The sequence below is a fragment of the Bradyrhizobium sp. McL0616 genome, assembly GCF_049993385.1.
Taxonomy (GTDB): domain Bacteria; phylum Pseudomonadota; class Alphaproteobacteria; order Rhizobiales; family Xanthobacteraceae; genus Bradyrhizobium.
Genome location: NZ_CP188255.1, coordinates 5,231,199 through 5,252,397 on the forward strand (window position 1 = coordinate 5,231,199; position 21,199 = coordinate 5,252,397).

The 21,199-nt window shown below is 59.5% G+C and carries 18 protein-coding genes and 3 pseudogenes; 8 read left to right on the forward strand and 13 right to left on the reverse strand.

From position 1 onward, the window contains the following. The first annotated feature begins 12 nt into the window (after window positions 1-12). From ACPPVR_RS25575 to ACPPVR_RS25585, 3 genes are all read left to right on the forward strand, one after another. A complete protein-coding gene (locus ACPPVR_RS25575) occupies window positions 13-675 on the forward strand; it encodes a hypothetical protein (protein ID WP_426609337.1) in 663 nt (220 codons plus the stop codon). A gap of 146 nt (window positions 676-821) precedes the next feature. Beyond that, window positions 822-1,100 (forward strand): HdeA/HdeB family chaperone, encoded by a 279-nt coding sequence (locus tag ACPPVR_RS25580; protein WP_426609338.1) that lies wholly within the window; start codon window positions 822-824, stop codon window positions 1,098-1,100. A gap of 268 nt (window positions 1,101-1,368) precedes the next feature. Further along, window positions 1,369-1,737, forward strand: a complete 369-nt coding sequence (locus ACPPVR_RS25585) for a response regulator (RefSeq protein ID WP_426609339.1) — start codon at window positions 1,369-1,371, stop codon at window positions 1,735-1,737. Here the strand turns inward: ACPPVR_RS25585 and ACPPVR_RS25590 are convergent, their stop codons facing one another. Continuing rightward, window positions 1,738-3,534 carry a sensor histidine kinase gene (locus tag ACPPVR_RS25590; RefSeq protein ID WP_426609340.1) on the reverse strand — a complete coding sequence of 599 codons (1,797 nt, stop codon included), beginning with the start codon at window positions 3,532-3,534 and terminating at the stop codon, window positions 1,738-1,740. 719 nt (window positions 3,535-4,253) lie between these two features. Between ACPPVR_RS25590 and ACPPVR_RS25595 the strand changes: the two genes are divergently transcribed. Beyond that, entirely contained in the window at window positions 4,254-4,496 is a 243-nt protein-coding gene (locus tag ACPPVR_RS25595) for a hypothetical protein (RefSeq protein ID WP_426609341.1), read from the forward strand. Window positions 4,497-5,197: 701 nt separating this feature from the next. After that, on the forward strand, window positions 5,198-5,680 hold the full coding sequence (locus ACPPVR_RS25600) for a hypothetical protein (RefSeq protein ID WP_426609342.1): 483 nt from the start codon (window positions 5,198-5,200) through the stop codon (window positions 5,678-5,680). A 523-nt stretch (window positions 5,681-6,203) separates the two neighbouring features. Here ACPPVR_RS25600 and ACPPVR_RS25605 read toward each other — a convergent pair. From ACPPVR_RS25605 to ACPPVR_RS25620, 4 genes and pseudogenes are all read right to left on the reverse strand, one after another. Then, window positions 6,204-6,533: pseudogene (locus tag ACPPVR_RS25605) on the reverse strand (DNA polymerase IV); the annotation flags it as partial. Then, window positions 6,534-6,796: pseudogene (locus ACPPVR_RS25610) on the reverse strand (SOS response-associated peptidase); the annotation flags it as partial. Window positions 6,797-6,808: 12 nt separating this feature from the next. Beyond that, window positions 6,809-7,273 (reverse strand): hypothetical protein, encoded by a 465-nt coding sequence (locus ACPPVR_RS25615; RefSeq protein ID WP_426609343.1) that lies wholly within the window; start codon window positions 7,271-7,273, stop codon window positions 6,809-6,811. A gap of 709 nt (window positions 7,274-7,982) precedes the next feature. Next, the gene (locus ACPPVR_RS25620; RefSeq protein ID WP_426609344.1) at window positions 7,983-9,428 is read right to left on the reverse strand and encodes a tetratricopeptide repeat protein; all 1,446 of its coding nucleotides are present in this window, start codon (window positions 9,426-9,428) and stop codon (window positions 7,983-7,985) included. A gap of 532 nt (window positions 9,429-9,960) precedes the next feature. Here ACPPVR_RS25620 and ACPPVR_RS25625 point away from each other — a divergent pair. Both ACPPVR_RS25625 and ACPPVR_RS25630 read left to right on the forward strand, forming a co-directional pair. Further along, window positions 9,961-10,473: a DUF1269 domain-containing protein gene (locus ACPPVR_RS25625; protein WP_426609345.1), complete on the forward strand. Its 513-nt coding sequence runs from the start codon at window positions 9,961-9,963 to the stop codon at window positions 10,471-10,473. Window positions 10,474-11,410: 937 nt separating this feature from the next. Next, window positions 11,411-11,584 (forward strand): hypothetical protein, encoded by a 174-nt coding sequence (locus ACPPVR_RS25630; RefSeq protein WP_426609346.1) that lies wholly within the window; start codon window positions 11,411-11,413, stop codon window positions 11,582-11,584. 2 nt (window positions 11,585-11,586) lie between these two features. Here ACPPVR_RS25630 and ACPPVR_RS25635 read toward each other — a convergent pair whose 3' ends face one another. The 3 genes and pseudogenes from ACPPVR_RS25635 to ACPPVR_RS25645 form a co-directional block, all read right to left on the reverse strand. After that, a complete protein-coding gene (locus ACPPVR_RS25635; RefSeq protein ID WP_426609347.1) occupies window positions 11,587-11,850 on the reverse strand; it encodes a hypothetical protein in 264 nt (87 codons plus the stop codon). Between the two features lie 82 nt (window positions 11,851-11,932). Next, window positions 11,933-12,111 (reverse strand): annotated as a pseudogene (locus ACPPVR_RS25640) (SOS response-associated peptidase); the annotation flags it as partial. 50 nt (window positions 12,112-12,161) lie between these two features. Beyond that, a complete protein-coding gene (locus tag ACPPVR_RS25645; RefSeq protein ID WP_426609348.1) occupies window positions 12,162-12,947 on the reverse strand; it encodes a hypothetical protein in 786 nt (261 codons plus the stop codon). Window positions 12,948-13,746: 799 nt separating this feature from the next. On the opposite strand from ACPPVR_RS25645, the gene ACPPVR_RS25650 reads away from it, so the two are divergent. Next, window positions 13,747-14,136: a hypothetical protein gene (locus ACPPVR_RS25650; RefSeq protein WP_426609349.1), complete on the forward strand. Its 390-nt coding sequence runs from the start codon at window positions 13,747-13,749 to the stop codon at window positions 14,134-14,136. An 858-nt stretch (window positions 14,137-14,994) separates the two neighbouring features. On the opposite strand, the gene ACPPVR_RS25655 is transcribed toward ACPPVR_RS25650, so the two are convergent. The 5 genes from ACPPVR_RS25655 to ACPPVR_RS25675 all read right to left on the reverse strand — a co-directional run bounded on the left by ACPPVR_RS25655 (window position 14,995) and on the right by ACPPVR_RS25675 (window position 21,193). Further along, a complete protein-coding gene (locus tag ACPPVR_RS25655; RefSeq protein ID WP_426609350.1) occupies window positions 14,995-15,756 on the reverse strand; it encodes an outer membrane protein in 762 nt (253 codons plus the stop codon). Window positions 15,757-16,524: 768 nt separating this feature from the next. Then, on the reverse strand, window positions 16,525-17,757 hold the full coding sequence (locus tag ACPPVR_RS25660; RefSeq protein ID WP_426609351.1) for a tyrosine-type recombinase/integrase: 1,233 nt from the start codon (window positions 17,755-17,757) through the stop codon (window positions 16,525-16,527). A 189-nt stretch (window positions 17,758-17,946) separates the two neighbouring features. After that, window positions 17,947-19,206 (reverse strand): TCR/Tet family MFS transporter, encoded by a 1,260-nt coding sequence (locus ACPPVR_RS25665; protein ID WP_426609352.1) that lies wholly within the window; start codon window positions 19,204-19,206, stop codon window positions 17,947-17,949. Further along, entirely contained in the window at window positions 19,203-20,585 is a 1,383-nt protein-coding gene (gene der, locus ACPPVR_RS25670; RefSeq protein WP_426609353.1) for a ribosome biogenesis GTPase Der, read from the reverse strand. Before der ends, ACPPVR_RS25665 begins: the two co-directional genes overlap by 4 nt. Before the next feature lie 50 nt (window positions 20,586-20,635). Continuing rightward, window positions 20,636-21,193 (reverse strand): hypothetical protein, encoded by a 558-nt coding sequence (locus tag ACPPVR_RS25675; RefSeq protein WP_426609354.1) that lies wholly within the window; start codon window positions 21,191-21,193, stop codon window positions 20,636-20,638. Window positions 21,194-21,199 lie beyond the last annotated feature (6 nt).

Consider the following 21,199-nt stretch of genomic DNA (forward strand, 5'->3'; position numbering starts at 1 on the left):
CAGGAGCAGACGATGAATGTAAAACTCGCTCGAATTGCTGCAGCGCTCGCCGTGACGATTGCCGTTTTCGACGCGGGAGCGGCGCTCGCGCAGACATCGCCGTCCCCTGCTTCGCCCGCGCCGATCAAGACGATCGGCGCCCAAAGTGCCACGAGACCGGAGCTCATACAGTCGCTGATCGTGATGAATTCGCGCGGCGCGACCCTTCAGGGCGACAAACTGACGCTGGTAGGTGTGGCGCCCAGCTCTATCGTTTTTGCCGATCGACCCGTTCGGCTCGCAGGCCACGAGCCCACCGCGATGCTCCTTGAGGATTGGGGCAAGGGAAATGACAATTTCACGAAAGATCCTCCCAACGCGACCATTTCAGTGTTCAGCAAGGACGGCTCTTCGGTCAAGGACGCCGTCGTGGTGCTGAAGACTCCCCAAATCGAGGGTGACAACCTGACGTTCACCGTGCAGGTCCTGGAAGGCGATATCACCGGCGCCGATGGTCCGGCTTCGCTGTTCGTTGATATTTTCGGAGTCTGGAGGCGCGCCGCGTTTCGCGGCGCTGTCTATGCTGGAGCAGCCACGGCCGCTGTCGGAGCTGCCGCCTACGCCGCTGCACCTTATCACTATCCCTACGCGCCGCGCCCGGTCTGCGGCTACTACCCTTATCCCCCCTGCTATTGAGGAAGTTACGGAAGGGAAGCAGGTGCTTTCCTTCCGGCTTGAGCGAACGAGTGTTAACGGACCGCCCTTAGCCGGGCACTCGCTAACGGCGAGTGCCCGGCCTTCAAATTGCGCCGACGAGCGCTCGAATGGCAGGGAGAGCTAAAATGCGAGCATCAATCATAATTGCGGGATTGCTGGCTGGAACGCTCCAGAGCGCACGCGCTCAGGTCGATCTCAGCACATATGCCTATGCCAACGGTTTTCTGGACGTACAAAAGCTAAGCTGTGCCCAGTTGGCAGGGACATGGCAGGGCGACGCCGACGGGCTTACGACTTGGTATAGCGGCTGGTACAACGAGCTCGCCACCAAGCATTATATGGACATCCGAAAGAGCAAGGAGGCGGAGCATGAGGGTGATCCTCTATTGCAAGGCTCATCCTGAGCAGTTGATTATCGAGGCTGTAGCCGTCGTATTTAAGGACATGAGGGCAAGACTCGGAATCGAGATGAAGCCCTGAGATGACCCGATCGACAGCAATTCGCAAGGTTGTCATTGTCGCGCTCGCTGCGTCAGACGCCCGCAATCAATCCGGCATGCAGGAAATTCCAACTGGTCATTCTCTGATGCAGCCTTATTCCCGAAGGGGGTAGCAGTTAGAGGCCATCTACAGAAACGGGAAACGGGCGTACGTCAGAGGACGGGCAGTCTCATGCGTACCATAGCAGTGGTCGAGAACGATCCGAGCATGCTGCAGAGCCTCAGCCAACTCTTGGCGGCACATGGCTTTCAAGTTGCCACGTTTGCATCGGCGGAGGCGTTTCTTGCGGGCCATGGACCAAGCCGGGCAAGCTGTCTGTTGCTCGACATTGATCTGGACGGACTGTCGGGCATCGATTTACAACGACGCTTGATCTCATCGGGCGTAAACCTGCCCGTGATATTCATGACCGCGAATGACGATGAAATCATCCGGCGCAACGCGCTTAACGTCGGCTGCGTCGCCTATCTCACAAAGCCGTTTTCAGCGAAATTACTGATAGACGCGATCAACGGCGTTGCTGATCTAATTGAGCCGTAGCTACTTTGCCGGCACCAACGCAAGACTGAAACAAAAGATTGCGCCGCCTTCCCGACGATTTCCAGCCCAGATACGACCCCCATAGCTTTCTACGATGGTTCGCGCGAGTGAAAGTCCTAATCCCGTCCCGTGCGGCTTGGTGGTCACAAACGGTTCGAAAATCTCTGCCAACTTGTCGTCAGGAATGCCGGTACCGCTATCGGAAATAGATACCGTGGCCTCGGGTCCAGACTTCTGGGTGCGCACCACGATTTGTCGTTCAATGGCCCCTGGCGGTATGGAATCCATTCCGTTGAGTACCAGATTCAAGACAATCTGCTGGACGTGGATTTCGTCAGAGCGAACCGTCAACGGTTGCTGATCAAGATCAACCCGTAGCGCAACGCCTCGTTTGATCGCTTCGGGTTCGAGAATTTTGATTGCTGTGTGAACTGCATCATTGAGGTCCAGTTCGCGACTACTCCAGACTTGGGATCCCTTCAGCAAAACACTGAGGCGCTTGATAATTTCAGCCGCTCGCTGGTCATCCTTTCGTATCGCCGATAGAACTTTTTGAACTCGGCTCACATCAATAACGTCTGACGTCATTAAGAGGTCCGCGATTTCCGTATTGATGAGAATTGCTCCCAACGGCTGGTTGAGCTCGTGTGAAACTGACGCTGACAGCGCACCCGCAGCTGCAGCTCGGTTCATGTGCACGGCTTGCAGAAGGCTGGTGCGCGAGTCAATCTGGGCGGCAATGCGCCGCCTCCGCTCCAATAGCAGTATAAATATCGCCGTAGCTTGCCCCAACAATGCGATGGAAACGAGGATCACCTGCCAGCGGTATTGCTCCCACATACCCGGCTTACGAAACCGCAACTCGCTATCGGGAGGAAGCTCTGCCTCACTTACATTCCACCGCTGTAGCTCTCGCCAGTCAAACATCGGCTTTTTGAAGTCTCCCACCGTGATCGGAATATCCGATGCGCTTTCCCCATTGAGAAGACGCAGCACTAGCCGTCCCGCCTCCCTTCCGATCGGTGGAGATTGAACGACCATGCCGCCCACCGCGCCATATCCAATGAAGTTTTCGGTGCCGGTTACGATTGGTCGGTTGGCCACGCTGGCGACCTGGGCGATCGCCTCGCGCGGCAGATAATCTATCCCCGCTCCATCGACAGTAAGCGTCGTATAGGCGATTGCGGTTTGCGGAGGCAACGTTGCCACACGTTGTTTTATTTGGTCCATCGGAAGGCCCGTCAGATCAATAAACTCCAGATCGCGCTGCAATTCCGGTATCTCCGCGAGAAACCCGCGGAAAAATGTATTCCGGTCAAACGGATCGCCAACGAGAGCAACGCGCTTGAGATCGGGCACGACCGAACGTGCGGTGGCCACGATGTCTTTCAGCGTCAGTCGCATGATGTGTCCGGTCACATCAGGAACTGACTTGGCACGATCTGCGGCTGCGTCATCGACTGCTGCTAAGACGATGGGTACGTTGGGCCACAGGTCTGCTCGCAGAGCCAGAACGAAGTCTAGCGCCCGCGCGCCGTTGACAACGATGACACCAATGGAAACGTCTCGATACTTTTCCACAAAGAAGGCGCGGAGCGCGTTCTCATAAAGCGGTCCGGCGACGCGGGCGAGATCCAAATTGTCCGCATAAACGATGATAGGGACGCCCGGTTCCGTGTTCAAAACGGCCCGAAAGGCATTCGAAAGGTCGAAATTCCAGTACCGGCTCTGATTTTCCTGGTCGATCAGAAGAACCGAGCGCGGCAAAGGTTGAGCTGCATAGGCCGTCGATGCCATCAGCGCGGCTGAGAGCGCGACAATTAAGTGCAACAAGAATGTGCGTGGCGGCGGCTTCAGGGCATTTCCTTTTGGTCGCCACTTGCTGGCAATTCACCTCATCGTAGGATGCCAGCATGGATCCGCGCGAGCAATGGGCACAAGCCAAAGCGAAATGCTCGTAAAGGCTCGCTTGAATATCGCTTGCCGCTTGATCGTGGACTCACGCGAACCACAGGCGGATATTGACAAATTCAGCTTAAGCCGCAATCGCGCATTTGATGAAAATTGAGCCGCCGCGACCAACGACGCCCGCAACTTCGTCACCTTGTACTGAAAGGCCGTGGGAGCGTCGAGGCCATGCTGGGTAGCCAGCCCCCAGCGGACGAGCTTGAACTTGAAACAAAACAAGCCAGAAACCGACGATGTAGGAGCACAAGGTAGCGACCATAATCTGCCTCTCGACGCACCGATAACTACGCCGCCGCATGTTTGGTTTTGCGCGCTCTGCCCGATTCTGCATAGCGCACATCACAGAAGCTCTCGTAGTCTCGAAATATGAGCGGCTCCAGCGGCCGGCTCCAGTGGATCAAGGTGCCTCAGGAGCAGACGATGAATCCAATTCGGCATGCCCGGGGTGGAGCTCACGATCCTTACTTCGGCGGCGTTTGGCCGCAGCAACTGCATGATCGGCTGCGGACGCGGCGCGAAGAATAAGGTGACGGAGAACTATCTCTATCTTGCTGGAAGATGGAGCCGCCGTGCACGAGCTGCACGAAGTGTACGAACTGAAGCCGCTGGACGAGGGCGTCCACGAGGTGCGTTTGCGCGGCCCCGGCTCGGTGCAGCGTCTGGTGCATGCCCGGCGCGATCGGAAAACGCAGATGGTTGAGGTACAGCAGGTTGCCCAAGACTATCGACAACACCGGGGGCGTGGCAGCCGAGCCAGCGCGAGAGAGGCAATTGAAAGTCGCTCTCCTTGAACTGCTCAAGCCCTACCGGGCTGGCTTCTTATCGTATTTGTCGCAATGCTCCTCGAGATCTCGATGAGCCTTGCAGCACTATGGTCGCTTAAGCTCGTCCTCGACGACGCGCTCGGTCGGCGCCTTCTACCAGACTGGCTTGCCAGGGCACATGACTACGGAAGCTGAACAAGCTGGTCGAGGGGTAGGCGGCCTGCGCATCATGCACGATGTCGGCGCAATGGGCACACGCTCAAGCACTGAAGCTGCACGGCAAGATGCCTTCTTGCCGACGAGAAACACGCGATTGTGGGGTCAATTGATCTCACGCCAGGTAGCTTCGACATGCCCCGTGAGCTGGCGACCGAAATCGACTTCCAGCATGTCAAAAATCGCATCGCCGATGTATCCCCGGCACGACTAGAAGCATTCGGACAAACTCGATTTGTCCGACGAGGGTAACCTCGCCGATTTCGAAAAGCATGGAGCCAAAGGCTCGCGACCAGCCGACGGGATTTGGTCCATCAGGAGGCAGAGCTCCATCGTCCTTTCAAAGCGAACTCGTTCCAACTCCTACAGATTGATATATCGGGACCAAAAATGCCGATTTCGTATCCCATCGTCAACCTCGGGTCGCTGGTGCGCCGTGCGCAATGAATGGCTCAAGACAGGTGGGACTCTAGTTTGTCTGAAACGAGCGGCAAGGAATGGGAGTTTGAGTAATGGTTATAGCGACTGGTGCAACATGGGGAGTCGATTGGCTCTGGGGTGTGTCGTTGATCGTGATCTGCGTGGTCATCCACGTCATCGGCCTTATGCTGATCTACAGGGAAGCAGTGAAGGCCATGAGCCTCGCGGTGGTCCGCCGCCACTTTGTCCCGATGTTTATCGTGGTGATGGGCATTGTTGCGTTGCTCGCTGCCGCGCTTCACGGACTTGAAAGCGCGCTATGGGGGGGAGCCTATCGCCTGCTTGATGCGCTGCCGGATGATCGGTCGGCTATGTTGTACTCACTTAGTGCAATGACAAGCTATGGTCACGCAGATCTTTTTCTCAAAGGACCCTGGCAGCTCATGGGAGCATTGCAGGCGCTGAATGGTACGTTGCTTTTTGGGCTTACCACCGCATTTTTGTTTGCAATGATCCGAGAGATTTGGGAGATCGAAGGTTGCCGAATTCAGACGCAGCAGAAGCCCAGCATGTGAACAGCTAGTCTAGCGGCGCTCGAAGATCCCGCGCCGACTTGTGTGAATTCCATCCTCGGCCTCCCGCCTTGATAGATAGCAGCGCGCGGCCCATCACGTCATGCCAGTTAGGCCCGATGTTCACGGCGCCGGGTGCGCGGCAGGCGATGCAGCGCAGGTTGGTGCCGCCGCGCGACCATGGCTGATCCCGAGTCGAGGCCATTGCGCTGGGAGCTGCGAGCGACCGAGCTGAGGTCGATCGTCAGAAGGCCATCAAAACGATTGCCAAAAAGACCGCCAAGTTGCTGATGCAGCAATGCTGAAAGGCGGAAGTCTCTCCTTCCACAGGAGGTCTATGTAGCAATGGGGCACAACACGAGCTGATCACTTCTGCTGTTGGCCCTTACGGGTCATCCCGCGGGTCGTTCGAAATGTCCGCTGTTCGCGGAAGTGGACCTCTAGATCAAAGTCGCCTCGGTTGTCGGGTTGGCTACAGAGCAAAGGTAATTTGTTCTGGAACGTCGGGAGCGTTGGTGACAAAGCCAGAAATAGCTACGCCCGCGCCGACGGATTTTCGGATCCGGTTGCCCGAACCGAGCGATGGTCGACGCCTCGCGAAATCCAAAAATAGTAAGTGCCGGCCTTGCCGAAATTCGCTCGCATGAATTCAAGTGACTGGTTGAGCATATCGAGACCGGTGTGGAGGCCATGTGAGTTCATCTTCGCGCTCGTCGCCGGCCCGATCCCGTGAAATTTGCCGACGGGCAGCGCTTCGACGAAGGACACCGCCCATCTCGGACGTGATGACGTACTGGCCGTTCGGTTTGCGGTGGTCCAAGGCGGGCTTCGCCAGAAACCTGTTGTAGGATGTGCCCAGTTTCTTGAAGTCGACCAGCTTGCCCTTGGCCTCGAGCTTCGCGGCACGCTTTTTGGTCGCCTCCATGTCTGCTGCGACGACGGCATGCCCCAGCGCGCGGTCGCGAACTCGCGGCCCTCAGCGCCGGTCTGCACGATCGGAGCCTTGTAGTCGGGAAACACGCCGGGCATCGGCGCGAGGTTGCCGACATACCGGTTGACCACGCGAAACAATGCGCTGATCGCCTCCTGGTTGGTCGTGATCGAATAGAGGTTGCACATAGGCGCGCGCTACTAATTTCGGTCGTCGCGCATTTTGTCGTCGATGTAGGCACTCGCATCATCCCAACCAAGGTTTTTGCTGGGATCGGCCATACTGCCCTTTTTATCAAAGATCATACCAACTTTCTTACCCTTCTCGATTTTTGCGAATGCCAGCATCTCTTTGGTTTGCCCGTCGTAAAAGGTTCGATTGACGTAGTCGTCGTTTGCGTCCTTTGGACTGATCTTTCGAACGGATAATTCGACGTAGCATCGATTTGATTTCAGATCGTAATGTGAAACCTGATCTTTTGTGAGGGCTGCTCCTATAGCATTTTCATCAGAGAGCTCCTCGCCCAACTTGACGCACAACGAGCGGAGGTGAAACACCTCGGTGGCAGATGGGAGCTGCTGAATGCGTTCGGCTGCGCGCGACCCCGAGACGCACGGCAAACTGACAAGTATCAAAAAGACCGAGACAGCCTTTCGTTCGTTCATTCCTATTCCCTTCTATCCGCCGTTTGCTCTTATCACCGGTCCCCGGCCACCACGTTGATGGCGGATCGCTCGCCGAAATCTTCGTCGGTCGCAGCACGACCAGGTGGCTGCTCTTGTACGGATAGCCCCGCGCAAGGTTTGATGATTGCGGCTTGGTTGCCGGTTATGCTGTAGGGGCTGCGGATGCGCTTTGCAGGCTAACCTCTACAGAATTCCTTCAGCTTGCGCATGTAGTAGCCATGGATTTGAACGGCGTGCTTTATTTCGTTGCTAACGCTTGCCGTCTTCTTCTTTTTGCGCCATCTCCCTGACCCGTTAGCAAGAGGAATTGGCGAACCTTTGCGCACGATCAACAGATCGCGCCTGTCGTTTAGATACACGTCGAACATGGTGAGGGCCCCCGACCCATGCTCACGATATCCCCGCGAGCCAGGAGATGCCAGTACTAAGGGCGTTTTGCAATGCGCCGGTCCGCCCTGCCACCAATGGCGGATCGCTCGCCGAAATCCTCGTCGGTCGCAGCGGGACGGGCAAGCAAGCCGCTACAGCTTGCGGTGGATAGCTTGGCGGCCCCAACGGAGGCGCTTGATGTCCGTTTGTCCCTCGATACCAGCACAAGAGTAGACATGCCCGGAGATCCGAGAAGGGCCAGAAGGAGACCTTGTTGCTCCTCACTACCCGGAAGCAAGCAACGAGGATTCCTGTCGCCTCATTGCTCGCGAACACCAGCCTTTCTCAGTGCATCGACCATGTCGTCGTACTCAAGGCGAAACTGCGGATTGCTCGAACGTGCGTAACCTATTTGATGGAACCATTGGACTGAGAAATCCGGTCGGATTGCATTCAATTCGGCTAACATTTGCCGGGCCATATCCAATTGGCCCGTGGCCCCGTAAGCCACAATCAGATCCGCATACGGGAACCAGTTTAATTTGTTCAGATTGATCGAGCGCCTGCATTCCTCAACGGCTTCGTTATATTGGTGCACATGCACGTGAGCGTGACAGAGGAAGAAGTGCCAAGTGCCAGCGGCCGGATCTTTGGGGCTTAGGCGCAACGCGATCTGAACTGGGGAGAACGTTTCGCGCGCGCGTCCCGCCGTGATAAGTGCGATTCCCTTTGATGCGTACCCGAGCGGCGAATTAGGGTCGATTTCCAAAGCAGCGTCGTATTCAGACAGCGCTCCCTCGGGATTTCCGTAAATAAAAATGTTTCCCTTAGCTATGTGCGCGTTTGAGCTCGCCGGGCGTTTTACAAGAACTTGATCAACTAAATCGGTCGCGATATTTTTGTCCTCGACCACGGACGCAGACCATCCGTTGAGTACGCTTACGGCTATGCACCACGCTTTCCCGAGCATTGCGTCAATGTTGTCGGGATCGAGGCGCAGCGCAGCTTCGAACAGGGCTTTTGCGTCCCCGTTTGTTAACTTCGACTGGGGCTCATAGACCTTCGCCCAGCCGCGCAAGTTGAAATCTACAGCATCTGGATTCGTTGACTGGTCCGTTTGACTTCGCCGGCTTTCGGCCTCGACGAGTTGGACGTTGAGAGAGCGGGCGAGTCGCGCCGTGACCTGCTCCTGCAAGGCCGCAAGATTCGTCCGATCACCGTCAAAACGGTCCGACCAGACGTCGCGGCCAGTTGACAAGTCGGCAAGTGACACATTCAAACGGACCTGATCTCCCGCCCGTTGTACCGCGCCCTGTACGGCCCAGCGAATACCGAGGTCCTTGCCGAGCGTCTTAAGATCAACCTGCTTCTTCTTATAGGTAAAGGCCGTCCCGCGCCCGATCACAAACGCGCCGGGCATTTGCGCAAGATCGGTCGTCAGATCAGTCGTAATACCGTCAGCGAAATAGTCCTGCTCGGGATCGTTGTTGAGGTTCGCAAATGGCAGAACAACAAGAGACAAGCGGGGAGTGACGTCGGGCCGCGCCCTCGCTTCTCTCTGTATCTTTTGCCTTTCTGGAAAAACGTCAGTGCTGACCGTCTTCCAGACATTCCAATAACCAACGAGGCCGCCGGCGACGGCACCGACGGCCGCAAACGAGGCGAGCGCAGTGCCGACAGGAGTCAAACGCCCTCGGATCCGATCGAGCAATCCGACGGATGCCGGCTTGTCCGGTTCCTGCTCTGGGACGTTCGAGTCGGTCACTGCTGCCTCCCCCTACGCCACCTCGGGTCTCTGCTTCAGATGCACTCAACCAAAGCGTAATCGCATTTGCGCACGGGTCCAAGCGGTTGAATGTCGCATAAGGGTCAAGGTCCGAAGAACTCGCGTTGAGCACAATGGGTCTGCTACGCGCCCGGAAGCGGACCTCACATCCGGTTTCGTGCCATTCCAAATCGTCGCTGCGCCAGCGGCGGTTAGCCGGACTGATCAGCCATAGTCGTGCAGGACCGATTTTGTACCGATCCGCAAAGCAATCTGGGAAACGGCTGGGGCAAATATGCTGATAGGGTGCCGTCGCGCGTACCCGGCACTTCGCCTGGCGAGGGCGGGACCCCATCGGCTTGCCCCTGACGAGCAGCTTGGCGGTCTCTATCTTCGTCCCCGTTTTACTTCCTCCGCCACGGCCTTGTGCTGGTCGGCAAGTCGCGACGACACAGGGCGGCAGGTTGATCTAAATCAATCACGTCCCCGGTGGTTCTTTCATCTCTCCCAAGCACCGCAACGGAGAACCGCCATGAGTGATCTAATCGTGATCGCATTCCCGACCGAAGCGAAAGCGGAAGAGGTTCGCCAAAAGCTCTTCGCAATGCAGAAGGAGTACTTAATTGAACTGGGCGATGCGGTAATCGCCGTCAAAGACGCCAAGGGAAGCGTCAAGCTCAATCAATTGATCAATACCACCGCTGCCGGTGCGGTTAGCGGAGCCTTTTGGGGATCGCTGATAGGACTGATCTTCTTGATGCCGCTGGTCGGCGCGGCGCTCGGTGCCGCCTCTGGCACGCTCGGTGGATATTTGACGGATGTCGGCATCAACGACAAATTTATGAAGGATACCGCTGCCGCAATCCAGCCCGACACCGCAGCGCTCTTCGTCTTGGTTCGCAAGGTCACCGCCGACAAAGTACTTGAAGGGCTCAAGGGCGAAGGCGGCACTGTCCTGAAAACGTCTCTCGACCATACCAAGGAAGCGGCGCTGCAAGCTGCACTTGCTGGCGTCCAAGCTGCTGTTCCATCTGCGCCCGCTTAGCGCGGTTTGTCTGGCGCCAACCACAGCGCAGACCGCTCGCTTTGGTTTGAACTGATGCCACTTGGCGCCAACGCCGCACAGGGCCGCGTCGTAGAGCGTCGTTTGCCCCATTGCGCATCGAGGACGCGCTCAGCTCATCGAGCGCACCGGCGCGCGTCCCTGCGACGCTGGGCGAGATCAGCGCTCAGCGCGCGCGAGAGCTCGCAGGGAGCGTCGTACAGCCGCCAGACGTGTGGGCTACGGGACAGCGCGCGCGATCGACGGGGCCGTGTCCAAAGTAGCCCCAACCGTGGCCCAACACGCGATTACCGCAGGCGTCGATCACTCCAAAATCGCGTTAAGTGCTTTAACTCGGTAATTCGAGATATTCCGTAAAATCACTCAACTTCTGCAACAATATCGGCCCTTAGCTGACCTCCAAGTCGCGGTCTCAAACGTGCGGTTTCGAGGTCGAAGCGGAAGTCCGAATGGCGGGGAGCGGTGTCGCGCATGAACGTCGATACGGGGTGGTGAGGTCGTAGATGACAACTCTTGTCTGCTTGCAAGAGCAAAATGATCATCTAACATTGCAAGAATGTTCCAGCAGTCATTGCTCGACAAACATGAACGACAATCACTCAAGCGGCGCTGTCCGCTGCACATGCTGCGACGAGGCGCGGAAGTTCGTCGCGAGTGAGCCAGTCGCGAAACGATACAAAATCAGAACGCATCAATGCCCGAGCTGCCACAGCGTTATGCGGCTAGTTGAGCGCACCGAACCGAGCATGCTGCCGCGGGGCTAGTTTCCAACGCCGTAGCGATCCTTCCCATACGACCTTCGGCCGCTTAGGCACGCGACGCCATCAATTTACTCGATAGAAACTATAGAGAATGATCCAAAAACTTTAGCGAAACAACTCTGCTAATACCGCGTCAGTATGTCAGAGGGATGCAACTCATGACAGATCAGCAGATGAGAGAGCAAGAAGTCCGGATCGCCCGCTATCGCGATCTGGAGCGCGAAGTTACTGATCCGCTTGCCGCACACCTGCTTCATGGCATTGTCGAGGAATTAGAAACGGAGCTACAAAAGGAGCGTGAGATTGAACGCAAGTTGATCCCGATATCGTAGGTTCAACTGACGAGTTGTCTTGGTAGCACCATCACGATGTTGATCTCACGATCTAATATTTTTGACGCGACAATCGAAATGTGCAGCGCGAATTCTTCCTCGATCTTCGCGGCGGTGCCGTCGTCCTTGGCGTAGACAAAGAGGATGTCGCCATCTACCTCATCGAAGCGCACTCCAGCAAACAAACGGTCGAACGTCCGCGCGCCCACTATGAGCGCCATGCGGGCTTGGATTGCTTGGTCGTGAATGTCGGTTAGATGATCCATGGCCTTCAAATAGGAATGATGCGCATAAGAGAAAGCTCGCGGCCCAGCTCTCTTCACCTTTCGTTTAGGGGGCCTTTCATGTTCAGCCAGCGGTCGCCAACCTATCTTCCTTGTCCGCCCCGCGCATCACGATCCTGAGCGCGTCATCAGGCAGCGGTCGCTGCAACGCCTTGGCTTCGTCCCATGGCGCGCGCATCCAAACATCTCGTTCTTCGTCGGCGGTTAGGATCACGGGCATGGCCCTTTCGGGTGGATCGGCTCCCATGGCATCGAGGGAGCAATGGTGCATCAGTAAATCGCGGGGCGTGGCGCTAAGGTGAATTTTGATTGCTCGGTTCGGCCTCTAATGAATTGACTGCCTGGCGCATCGGCTCAGGTGAGATACGGACGACGCCACCAAAACCCTGCTCCAGTTCGAGGAACATGGCAACAGCGCCCGCCACAGCCAGCGCGCACAACGTCAAGGTGACCGCAGATGTCAAGTTGGGCGGCGCAAAAAGACCGAAACTGGCGAACAGCATCGCCAACCAAAAGACGAGGAGAGCGACGAACGCTTTTGGCGTTCCCTGCCCAATCTGCTGGGCGAGCAGCCATCGTGTGTCTCCGATCTTCGCCGCAAGGGTCGTTGCCTGAGCCAACCACCATTGGTCTCGGGGATTTGCAGGTTTCAAGGCGAGGAGATTGTCCTCGACCCGCTGGAGCAGTTCGTAGGTTGCCGGATTGCTGAGCCGCACATCGGCGGGATTGTCAGGGAACAGATCGTCCGCCTTGTGCTCGGCATACTGCAAAAGCGTATTCCGCGCCGGTTCCGCATCAGCCCCGTATCGGCGCATTATGTGGTCCAGCCGTAGGATTTCCGCCGACAGCGCCGTCACTTGTCCGCCAAGCCGTGTAAATGACGTGTTGGCGTTGGAGATAAGGAGCCCAAGCACCAGTGCCGAAACGGTGGCAACCACCGCCGTCGAAACGGATACAAGGTTTTTTGTCTCGTCTGTGAGGTGATGCTTTGGCAAGCGGTCTCTCGCCTGCGCGCCAGCGAAGGCCCCGGCGATGAGAGCGACCAAGACGATCAGCCCAATGATCAGGGTACTATTCATGATCGGGCTCCGCATCCGGTTTAGGAATGAATGACGAGGACGCCAGGCCCAAGGGGCCGCCCGTAGTAACTTATCCGCGCGAAATTGGTTCGGCGTGGCGATCTATAGTCGCCCATGCTGACCGCGCGCCCCGGCCATGCGTTTGCGCAACGGCCTCGGCCATATTGGTCGTCATGGTCGAGATCGTAGTTATCCTACACGGGGCGTTGTCAGCCGGGATCGGCCATCAGCCCGTCCATCTCGTAGTCTAGCGCGTCCGCTCGCGATAGACTCCCGCAGGCCCTTCAATGCAAAGCGCGCATGCTGCGCGGCCTCTTGGTTGCCTGTTTTCTCAATTTCTTCGATAGCCCATACCAAATACTGAATTGCAGTCTGAGCTTGCGAACTGGCCGCTTTGTCATCAATGCTCGCCAAGCCCGTCACCATCCTGCTTCTTCGTCCAATAAACTCGGAACCGAGTTGTTCCTGGAAGTGTGCAACTGATGCGATATTCCGACGTGCTATTGGAGGCCACGATGAAGGCCACAGCTCGCGGCGTCATCATCAGCAAGATCGCGCACCTCACGAACCAGCATTTGCGGCGCTCATCGCTAAGGCGGTGCCATACGGTGGCGCGCCAGTGTCACGCAGGACGCGCTTGATCAGCGCGTCGCCAGTGCTCGTTCACGTAGATGAACGGCGAGGTTTGATCTAGGTCAAGCGTGGGAAGCTCCTGAGCGTAACGCTTCGCAGACCGAACCGCGGTTCGCCGCATACACAGGTGTCCGCGGCTTTTCTCTCTCAAAGAAGGAGGACGCTAATGTTGCGTCGAATTCTCATCGCTTCAGCAGCCGCGGCCATGCTGCTGGTCACCTTCCATTCCGACGACGCGTTCGCCCGCGCCGGTCGCGGCGGCGGTGCGCGCGCCGGAGGCTACCACGGCGGCGGCGCGCGAGCGGGCGGTTACCGGGGCGGCGCGGTCGCGGCTCGGGGGGGATACCGCGGCGGCGCGGTCGCGGCTCGAGGATACCGGGGCGGCGCTGTCGCTGTGCGCGGCGGAGCATATCGGGGCGGCTACCGCTATCCCTACCGCGGCTATGGAGCGGCTGCGGTCGGTGCGGCTGCGGTTGGCGCAGCTGCGGCGGGGGCCTATTACCGCGGTGGCTGCGGCTACGACGCCTATGGCAACTGGGTTTGCCCTCCGTACTGAGCGGCGCGACGCTGTTTTGAAACATGCGGCTCGAAGCCATGTCATCGGCATGCTTTCTGTAACACTGGAGAGGAAGAAATGATCAGACCCGCTGTCGTTGCGCTCGTGCTATGCGTTGTGTCCTCAGCACAGAGTATGCCGTACGCCCCACTTCAGCTGCAGAACAATTCGGTCATTCCAGTTCGCCAAGGATGTGGGCTGGGGCGTCAACTGGTCGATGGCATCTGCGTATCGAACGCCAAGGTGCGTGCCGCAGTCCGCAAGTGCAGCGCTCGAAAAATGCGCATGGTGAACGGTCTCTGTGAACCACGCGCTAGGCCTGTTGCGGCCCCCGCCGCGGCGCGACCTGCTGCGGCCCCTAGTGCGGCGCCACTTACGATCCAGCAACCTGTGGCTACTCCCGCACCGCAGCGTTGACCGGCCACGCAAGCGACAACGAACCCTGGACGGGCTGATTGCCAAAAGTATCCCGCAGAGCATTCGCGCTCTGCGGGCCGCGCCGGGGCTTCTCGAAATTGATTGCTTACAGAATGACCTCGCCCGGTCTTTTACAAACTTGCGCCGAGCGGGTCGGAGTAGCAGCGTAAAATTGTGTTTCTTCGAATGAAATAAAAAGAGATGTCCCACCGGGAACACGGAGCCGCTGCTGCAACTGCAGCCACGGATTTTCTCGCACCAGATATCCTCAAGAAGTGCCGTCGCGCGGTCCCTATCATGTTCAATTGGAAGTCCAGCGCCCGTTTCCAATCGACTACCTAGAAACGAGAGAACTGCTGGCGCGATCTCTGCGAACTGTTCCAGCGTCAATAAAAAGCCCCGGACGATGCCGGGGCTCAAGTTTGCTGGAGATTAGGGAAATCAGTAACGCGCTGCGATCGGGGCGCCGTAGCCGCCGAGGCGATAGTTCACCCGCACGGTGACCATATCCACGTCCTGACTGATCCGGTCATTGAGTACGGCCGCAAGGCGCGGGTCGACCACGGAGAAGGAGTTATTCGCATGTCCCATGAATAGATGATCATACTCAACACCGACCGACCAGTTCGGAGTGAAGCCATACTCAAAGCCGGCACCCACGGCAGCGCCCCAGCGTGTGTTGCTTGACGAGACAAGACCGATGCCGGTGGCGTTGTCGAAGATATCAAAGCGATTTCTGGTGACGGCCGCGCCGCCCTTGACATAGAGCAGTGTCGAATTCCAGGCCCAACCGAGCTGACCGGTGAAGAGACCGATGGCGTCGGTTTTCGCTGTGGTCGAGAGCGTCGGATCGAACAGGCTCACGCGTGTGTTTTTGAGGTCGGCCCAATCGCCCTGTGCTTCCAATCCGAACACAAACTGATTGGTTTGCCAGCGATACCCAATCTGCCCGCCAGCAACGCCTCCGGAACGGTCACCGCAACCGCTCGCGACCGTTCCGACAGCAGTGATGAAATCCACGCAACCGTGGCTTTGCGCCCATCCGCCGTTGGCGCCGATGTAGAAGCCGGTCCAGTCGTAGATTGGAGCCAGCATCGGCGGCGGCGCTTTGGTGTAGGGACGTGCCGCAAGATCAGCAGCCGACGCGGGCGCGACTGAGCCCAAGACCACTAGACCAACCGTAGCTAACAGAAATTTCTTCATCGCATTTCTCCATCCCCGTCGCTTCTGGTGATCTATCTGAAACGATAAATGCTCTCGCGACCCGTTGATAAATTTGCCGTAGACATTCCGCTTGAATGATAGGCGGGTTCGTGCAGGAATTCTGTGCCTCAAATGCAACTAGCGACTGAAGAATGGCGAGCTGCATCGATTGATGCTTGTTCCGAGCCCGGAACCTTCAAAGCCTACCAATTCAAACTTCCGCAAGCTGCTCCCGCGCGGTGCCGTGCCGCGTATCTCTTGTCGGCACAAAAAAGCCGCCACCGGGGACTTGGGGGTGCCGAAACGGTGACGGCCTCTTGCTTCACTCACGCACGTAACGCTGTATCCCCATAGGGGACGGGACCGATGGTGCTAGCGGTCGGTTAATGATCGGTTAGCAGCGCGCGGGGAACCGTCGTGGTGATCCTATCGCTGTTTCGTCGCGCTGATGGAAAGGCGGGTTGTTTTTCGCGATACCCACAGGCGCGCATCGGCGTCCTACCTTGATCACCGGATCAGCCGATAAGCCTTAGCGCGTTCTGTCGCGGCGCTGGCCGCGCGTTTGCGCCGTGCCGTTAGACAACGCATCGCGTTGATTTTGCTACGAAGTGGCACAACCACACGGTTCTTGCCGTACGCGTTGGCTCGGCTTCGCCAAGAAAGATTCACCGGACGCAGCGCCGTTCGTTCGACACGGCTTGCTGGAGTGCAACGAAAAAGGGGCGGCTCGCGTCCGCCCCTTCCAATCTCGTTCACCAGAGCGTCAGATCAGGCCGCGAGCCGTGCGACCTCTGGCTTGTCCTCTAGTGTCTCCCGCAATGATCGCTCGATCACCATCGCCATCTCGCGGCGAAGGTCGAACTTGTCCCAGCGCGCATAGACCGCTGTCACGCCCGCGCGGGTGTGGGCGAGGATCGCGCCGATCTGTTCGAGCGAATAGCCCGCCCGGTCCAAGATCGTTGCAGCGGTCCGCCGAAGGTCGTGCGGCGTCCATCGCTGCATTCCAAGCCCTTCAACGATGCGCTGGGCCGCCTCGTGCAACTGGTTGCGACCGCCAAGCTGACTGAACACCCGCGCATCCGGGTCGCTCTGGAGGTGCGGCCGCAGCTGTTCAAGCACCAGCCCGGTGAGCGGCGTGATGAACGGGCTCCCGGCCTTCATGCGCTCGGCCGACAGCGACCAGTGCGGACCCTGCTCGCTCGGCCCGGTCAGGTCACGGAGTTCGCTGCCAACCATGCCTGCCACCATCCCCGGACGTGCCGCCGTCACGAGGATCAGCCGCAGCGCGGTCGCGGCGTCACGCGACACCTTGAACCGTTCCGGCTCATCCAGAGCCTGCCAGAGTTGCCTGATCTCAGCACCGCTCAGGAAGCGGGCGCGCGGCGGCCTGACGCCGCCCGGTGCCGCAAGGTCCGAGAACGGGTTGACCGCCGTGAACTTCCTGCCGGGCTGTCGCGCCCATTTGAATATGGTGTGGAGGATGTGCTTGGTCTGGTTCGCGGCTGCCTTCTTGCGGCGCTCGACGGCGATGTCGTGCAGCATGGCGGCGGCATCGTCGTCGGTGATCGAGGACAGCGCCCGGTCGTCCCAGCCGTAGACCCGCCCGATCCGCCCCAGCGTCTTGAGCGTCTTCTTCCCAGAGCGGAGCGAGATCAGCTTGGCGTCGTTGTAGAGCGCGACGACCTCGGCATAGGTCTTAGTTTTTTTTTCTGCCTCGGCGCGCTCGGCCTTAGGCGTCAGAGGCGTGCCGCCAGCCGCGCCGGTCTTGCGGGCGTCGTTGGCCAGCTCGCGCGCTCTGGCCAGCGGCACGTCCGGGTAGCGGCCGAAGGTGAGCCAAGCGACCTTGCCCGTCCCCTTGTTGCGGTAGGCAAAGGCGAACGTCTTGACGCCCTTTGGCGTGACCCGGAGGCACAGGCCGGGACAGGCGGCGTCGCCGATGGCGTACCGGGCGGCGCGCGGCTGGTAGGACCGGATGCCGGTGTCGGTGAGCTTCACTTTCATGATGTCGTCTCTCAGGGCTGCTGTTAGCTTGCGCTAACAAAAACGGCGATACACTATGGTACGCTGAGTGACGACAAGACAAGGTCGAGATACGTCGAAAAGCCTATAACTGAAGGGGTTTACGTGCCCCAAACCGTATCAGGCCGTCACACCGCGTATCTCAAATTTATTTAGCTTCGCTAATCCGCCCTATGGCACCTGCGACTTGGCGATAGCCAGCGTCCGCACCGCGATGGCCACGCACAGCACCATCAACAACGCCGCAAGCAAAAACGGCGCGCCGGGCAAATGCAGCAGCGCGCTGCCGCCGATGAAATAGGAAAACGTCAGCGTGAACAGGAACGGGCCAACGAGCTGCGACACGCTCTGCACGCTTGAAGTCGCGCCCTGCAACTGGCCCTGCTGATTGGGCGCCACCAGCCGCGTCATCAGCGACTGGAGGGCGGCGCCCGAGATTCCCCATAGCGACATCACGGGAATGCCGATCCAGAACAGCGGTCCCGTCGGCGCGCTGCCGAAGATCGCGAAGCCGATGGCGCCGCAGCACAATCCGAGCAGCAGCGCGCCACGCTCGCCGAGCATGCGCACGATCGGACCGATGGCGAGCCCCTGCACCACCATGGCGCAGACGCCGACCATCGCGAGCGTCAATCCGACGGTCTTGGAATCCCAGCCATAGCGATAGGTCGCATAGAGTACGAAGGTCGACGGCAGCACCACATGCGCGACCTGCGCGATGAAATTGACGACCGACAGTGCGGCCAGCCCCGCGTTGGAGCGCAACAGATGCAGCGCTCCAACCGGATTGGCGCTGACCCAGCGGAAGGCTGCGCGTTTTTCCGGCGCCAGTGATTCCGGCAGGATCAAGAGGCCGTAGAGCGCATTGGCGAAGCTTAAGCCAGCCGACGCCCAGAACGGCAGTCGCGGATCGATGTCGCCGAGCAGGCCGCCCAGCGCCGGGCCCAGGATGAAGCCTGCGCCGAAGGCCGCGCCGATCTTCCCGAAGACCGCCGCGCGCCGGTCCGGCGGGGTGATGTCCGCGATATAGGCAAAGGCCGTCGAGATGCTGGCCGAGGTAATGCCGGAGATCACCCGGCCAACGAACAGCCACGTCAGCGATGGCGCGAGCGCCATCAGCACATAGTCGGCGGCAAGCCCAAAATTCGACAGCAGCACCACCGGCCGCCGCCCGAAGCGATCCGACAGCGCGCCCAAGAGCGGCGAGAACACGAATTGCATCAGTGCCCAGGCGGTGCCGAACAGGCCGAAGATGCGGGCTGCATGCGCGGTGTCGTTGCCGACGAAGCTCTCGATCAGCTTGGGCAGGATCGGCATGATCACGCCGAGCGCGAGCATGTCGAGCAGGATGGTGACGAAGATGAAGACGACCGCGCCGCGCCGGGCGGGCGCAGCGCTTTGCGCTAACGCCTCGCCGGCCTCTCCGCTCACGACGGCCGCTTGCGCTTGTGCGCGAAGGGGTTGGCCTTCTCGCGCAAGGTGATGCGCACCGGCGTGCCCGGCAGCTCAAAGGCCTCGCGCATCGAATTGACGAGGTAGCGCATATAGGACTGCGGCACGGCGTCCGCGCGCGAGCAGAACAGCACGAAGCTCGGCGGGCGCGCTTTGGTCTGCGTGATGTAGTTCAGCTTCAACCGGCGGCCGGACACGGCGGGCGGCGGATTGGCCTGCACCGCCTCTTCGAACCAGCGGTTCAAGGCCGAGGTCGAGACGCGCCTGTTCCAGAGCGCATAGGCGTCCTGGATCGCCTGCATCAGACGATCGATGCCCTCGCCCATCAAGCCCGAGACGGCGACGATCGGCACGCCCTTGACCTGCGGGAGCAAGTGATCGGCATCGCGGCGCAGGCCGGAGATCGCGCCCCCGCCTTTGCTCTCCATCAGGTCCCATTTGTTGACGGCGAGCACCACCGCGCGGCCCTCGCGCTCGATCAGATCGGCGATGCGCAGGTCCTGCTCCTCGAAGCGATTCTGCGCATCCATCATCATCACAACGACTTCGGCAAAGCGCACCGCGCGCAACGCGTCCGCAACCGAGAGCTTTTCCAGCTTCTCCTCGATGCGCGAGCGCCGGCGGAGACCTGCGGTATCGAACACGCGAAATTCGCGGCCCTTCCAATTGATCTCGACCGCGATGGAATCGCGCGTGGTGCCGGCCTCGGGGCTGGTCAGCAGGCGCTCTTCGCCGAGCAGGTGATTGATGAATGTCGACTTGCCGGCATTGGGCCGGCCGACGATAGCGACCCGGATCGGACGCGTCGCGGCCTCTTCCTCGGTGAGCGGCTCGTCGTCCTCGGGCTCATCCTCGTCGACAGGCACCGGCATCAGCTGGCTGAGCGCGTCGTAAAGCTCGCCCATGCCCTCGCCATGTTCGGCCGAGATCTGGATGGGATCGCCGAGGCCGAGCGCAAAAGCCTCCATCGCACCGGCATCGCCATGCTTGCCTTCGCTTTTGTTCGCGACCAGCAGCACCGGCTTGTTGGCCTTGCGGGCGAAATCGGCGAAGGCGCGATCGGTGGGCGTGAGGCCGATGCGGGCATCGATCACGAAGAACAGCGCGTCGGCCTGCGCGATCGCCGTCTCGGTCTGCTCCTGCATGCGCGCAGTCAGCGAGCCCTTGGCGCCTTCGTCGAGGCCGGCGGTGTCGATGATGGTGAATTCGAGATCGCCGAGCCTGGCCTCGCCCTCGCGGCGATCGCGGGTGACGCCGGGCACGTCATCGACGAGCGCGAGCTTCTGCCCAACCAGGCGGTTGAACAGCGTCGACTTGCCGACATTGGGCCGGCCGATAATGGCAATCGTAAAGGACATTGGTCATTCGTGCGCCGCGGAGGTGGCGCCTGTCAATTCAGTGAAAAATATCAGCGGGAGAAACTGCCGCTGGGCATCGGTGCCGGGAACGCCCCCTGCGACTGCTGTTGCTGGGTGGTCTGCGCCGATTGCGCCGGTTGCTGTGCGGGTTGTTGGTCCGGCGGCGGCGCAGTGGTGCGCTTGCGGACGATCTTCTGCTTGGGCGGCGGCGCGGCCGGTGCTGGCGCCGCCTCTGGCTGGGCCTCGCCGTCGACCTCGCCGGCTGGTGCTTCAGCCGGCGCGGCCGCGGTCGCGGCGGGCTGCCTGGTCTTCTTCGCCTTGGCGGATTTCGATGGTTTGGCCTCGGGCGGCGGCTCTACGGGCAGCGCCGCAACGGCAGGCGCGTTCGGATCCGGCTGTTGCTGCGCGCCCCTGTACATGTCTTTCGGCACGCCCTGCTCGAGGCCCGGCACGCCCTCGGGGAATACCGGCTTACGGTCACCGGGCAGCTTCTTCTTGGTGTCGAGCCAGTCGAGCATGTCGCTCGGATCGAAGCTGGAGCAGCCGCCCAGGACGCCCGTGAAGGCGATCAGGACGGCGGCTGCGATCAAGCGGGTCGTGCGGCGCATATTACT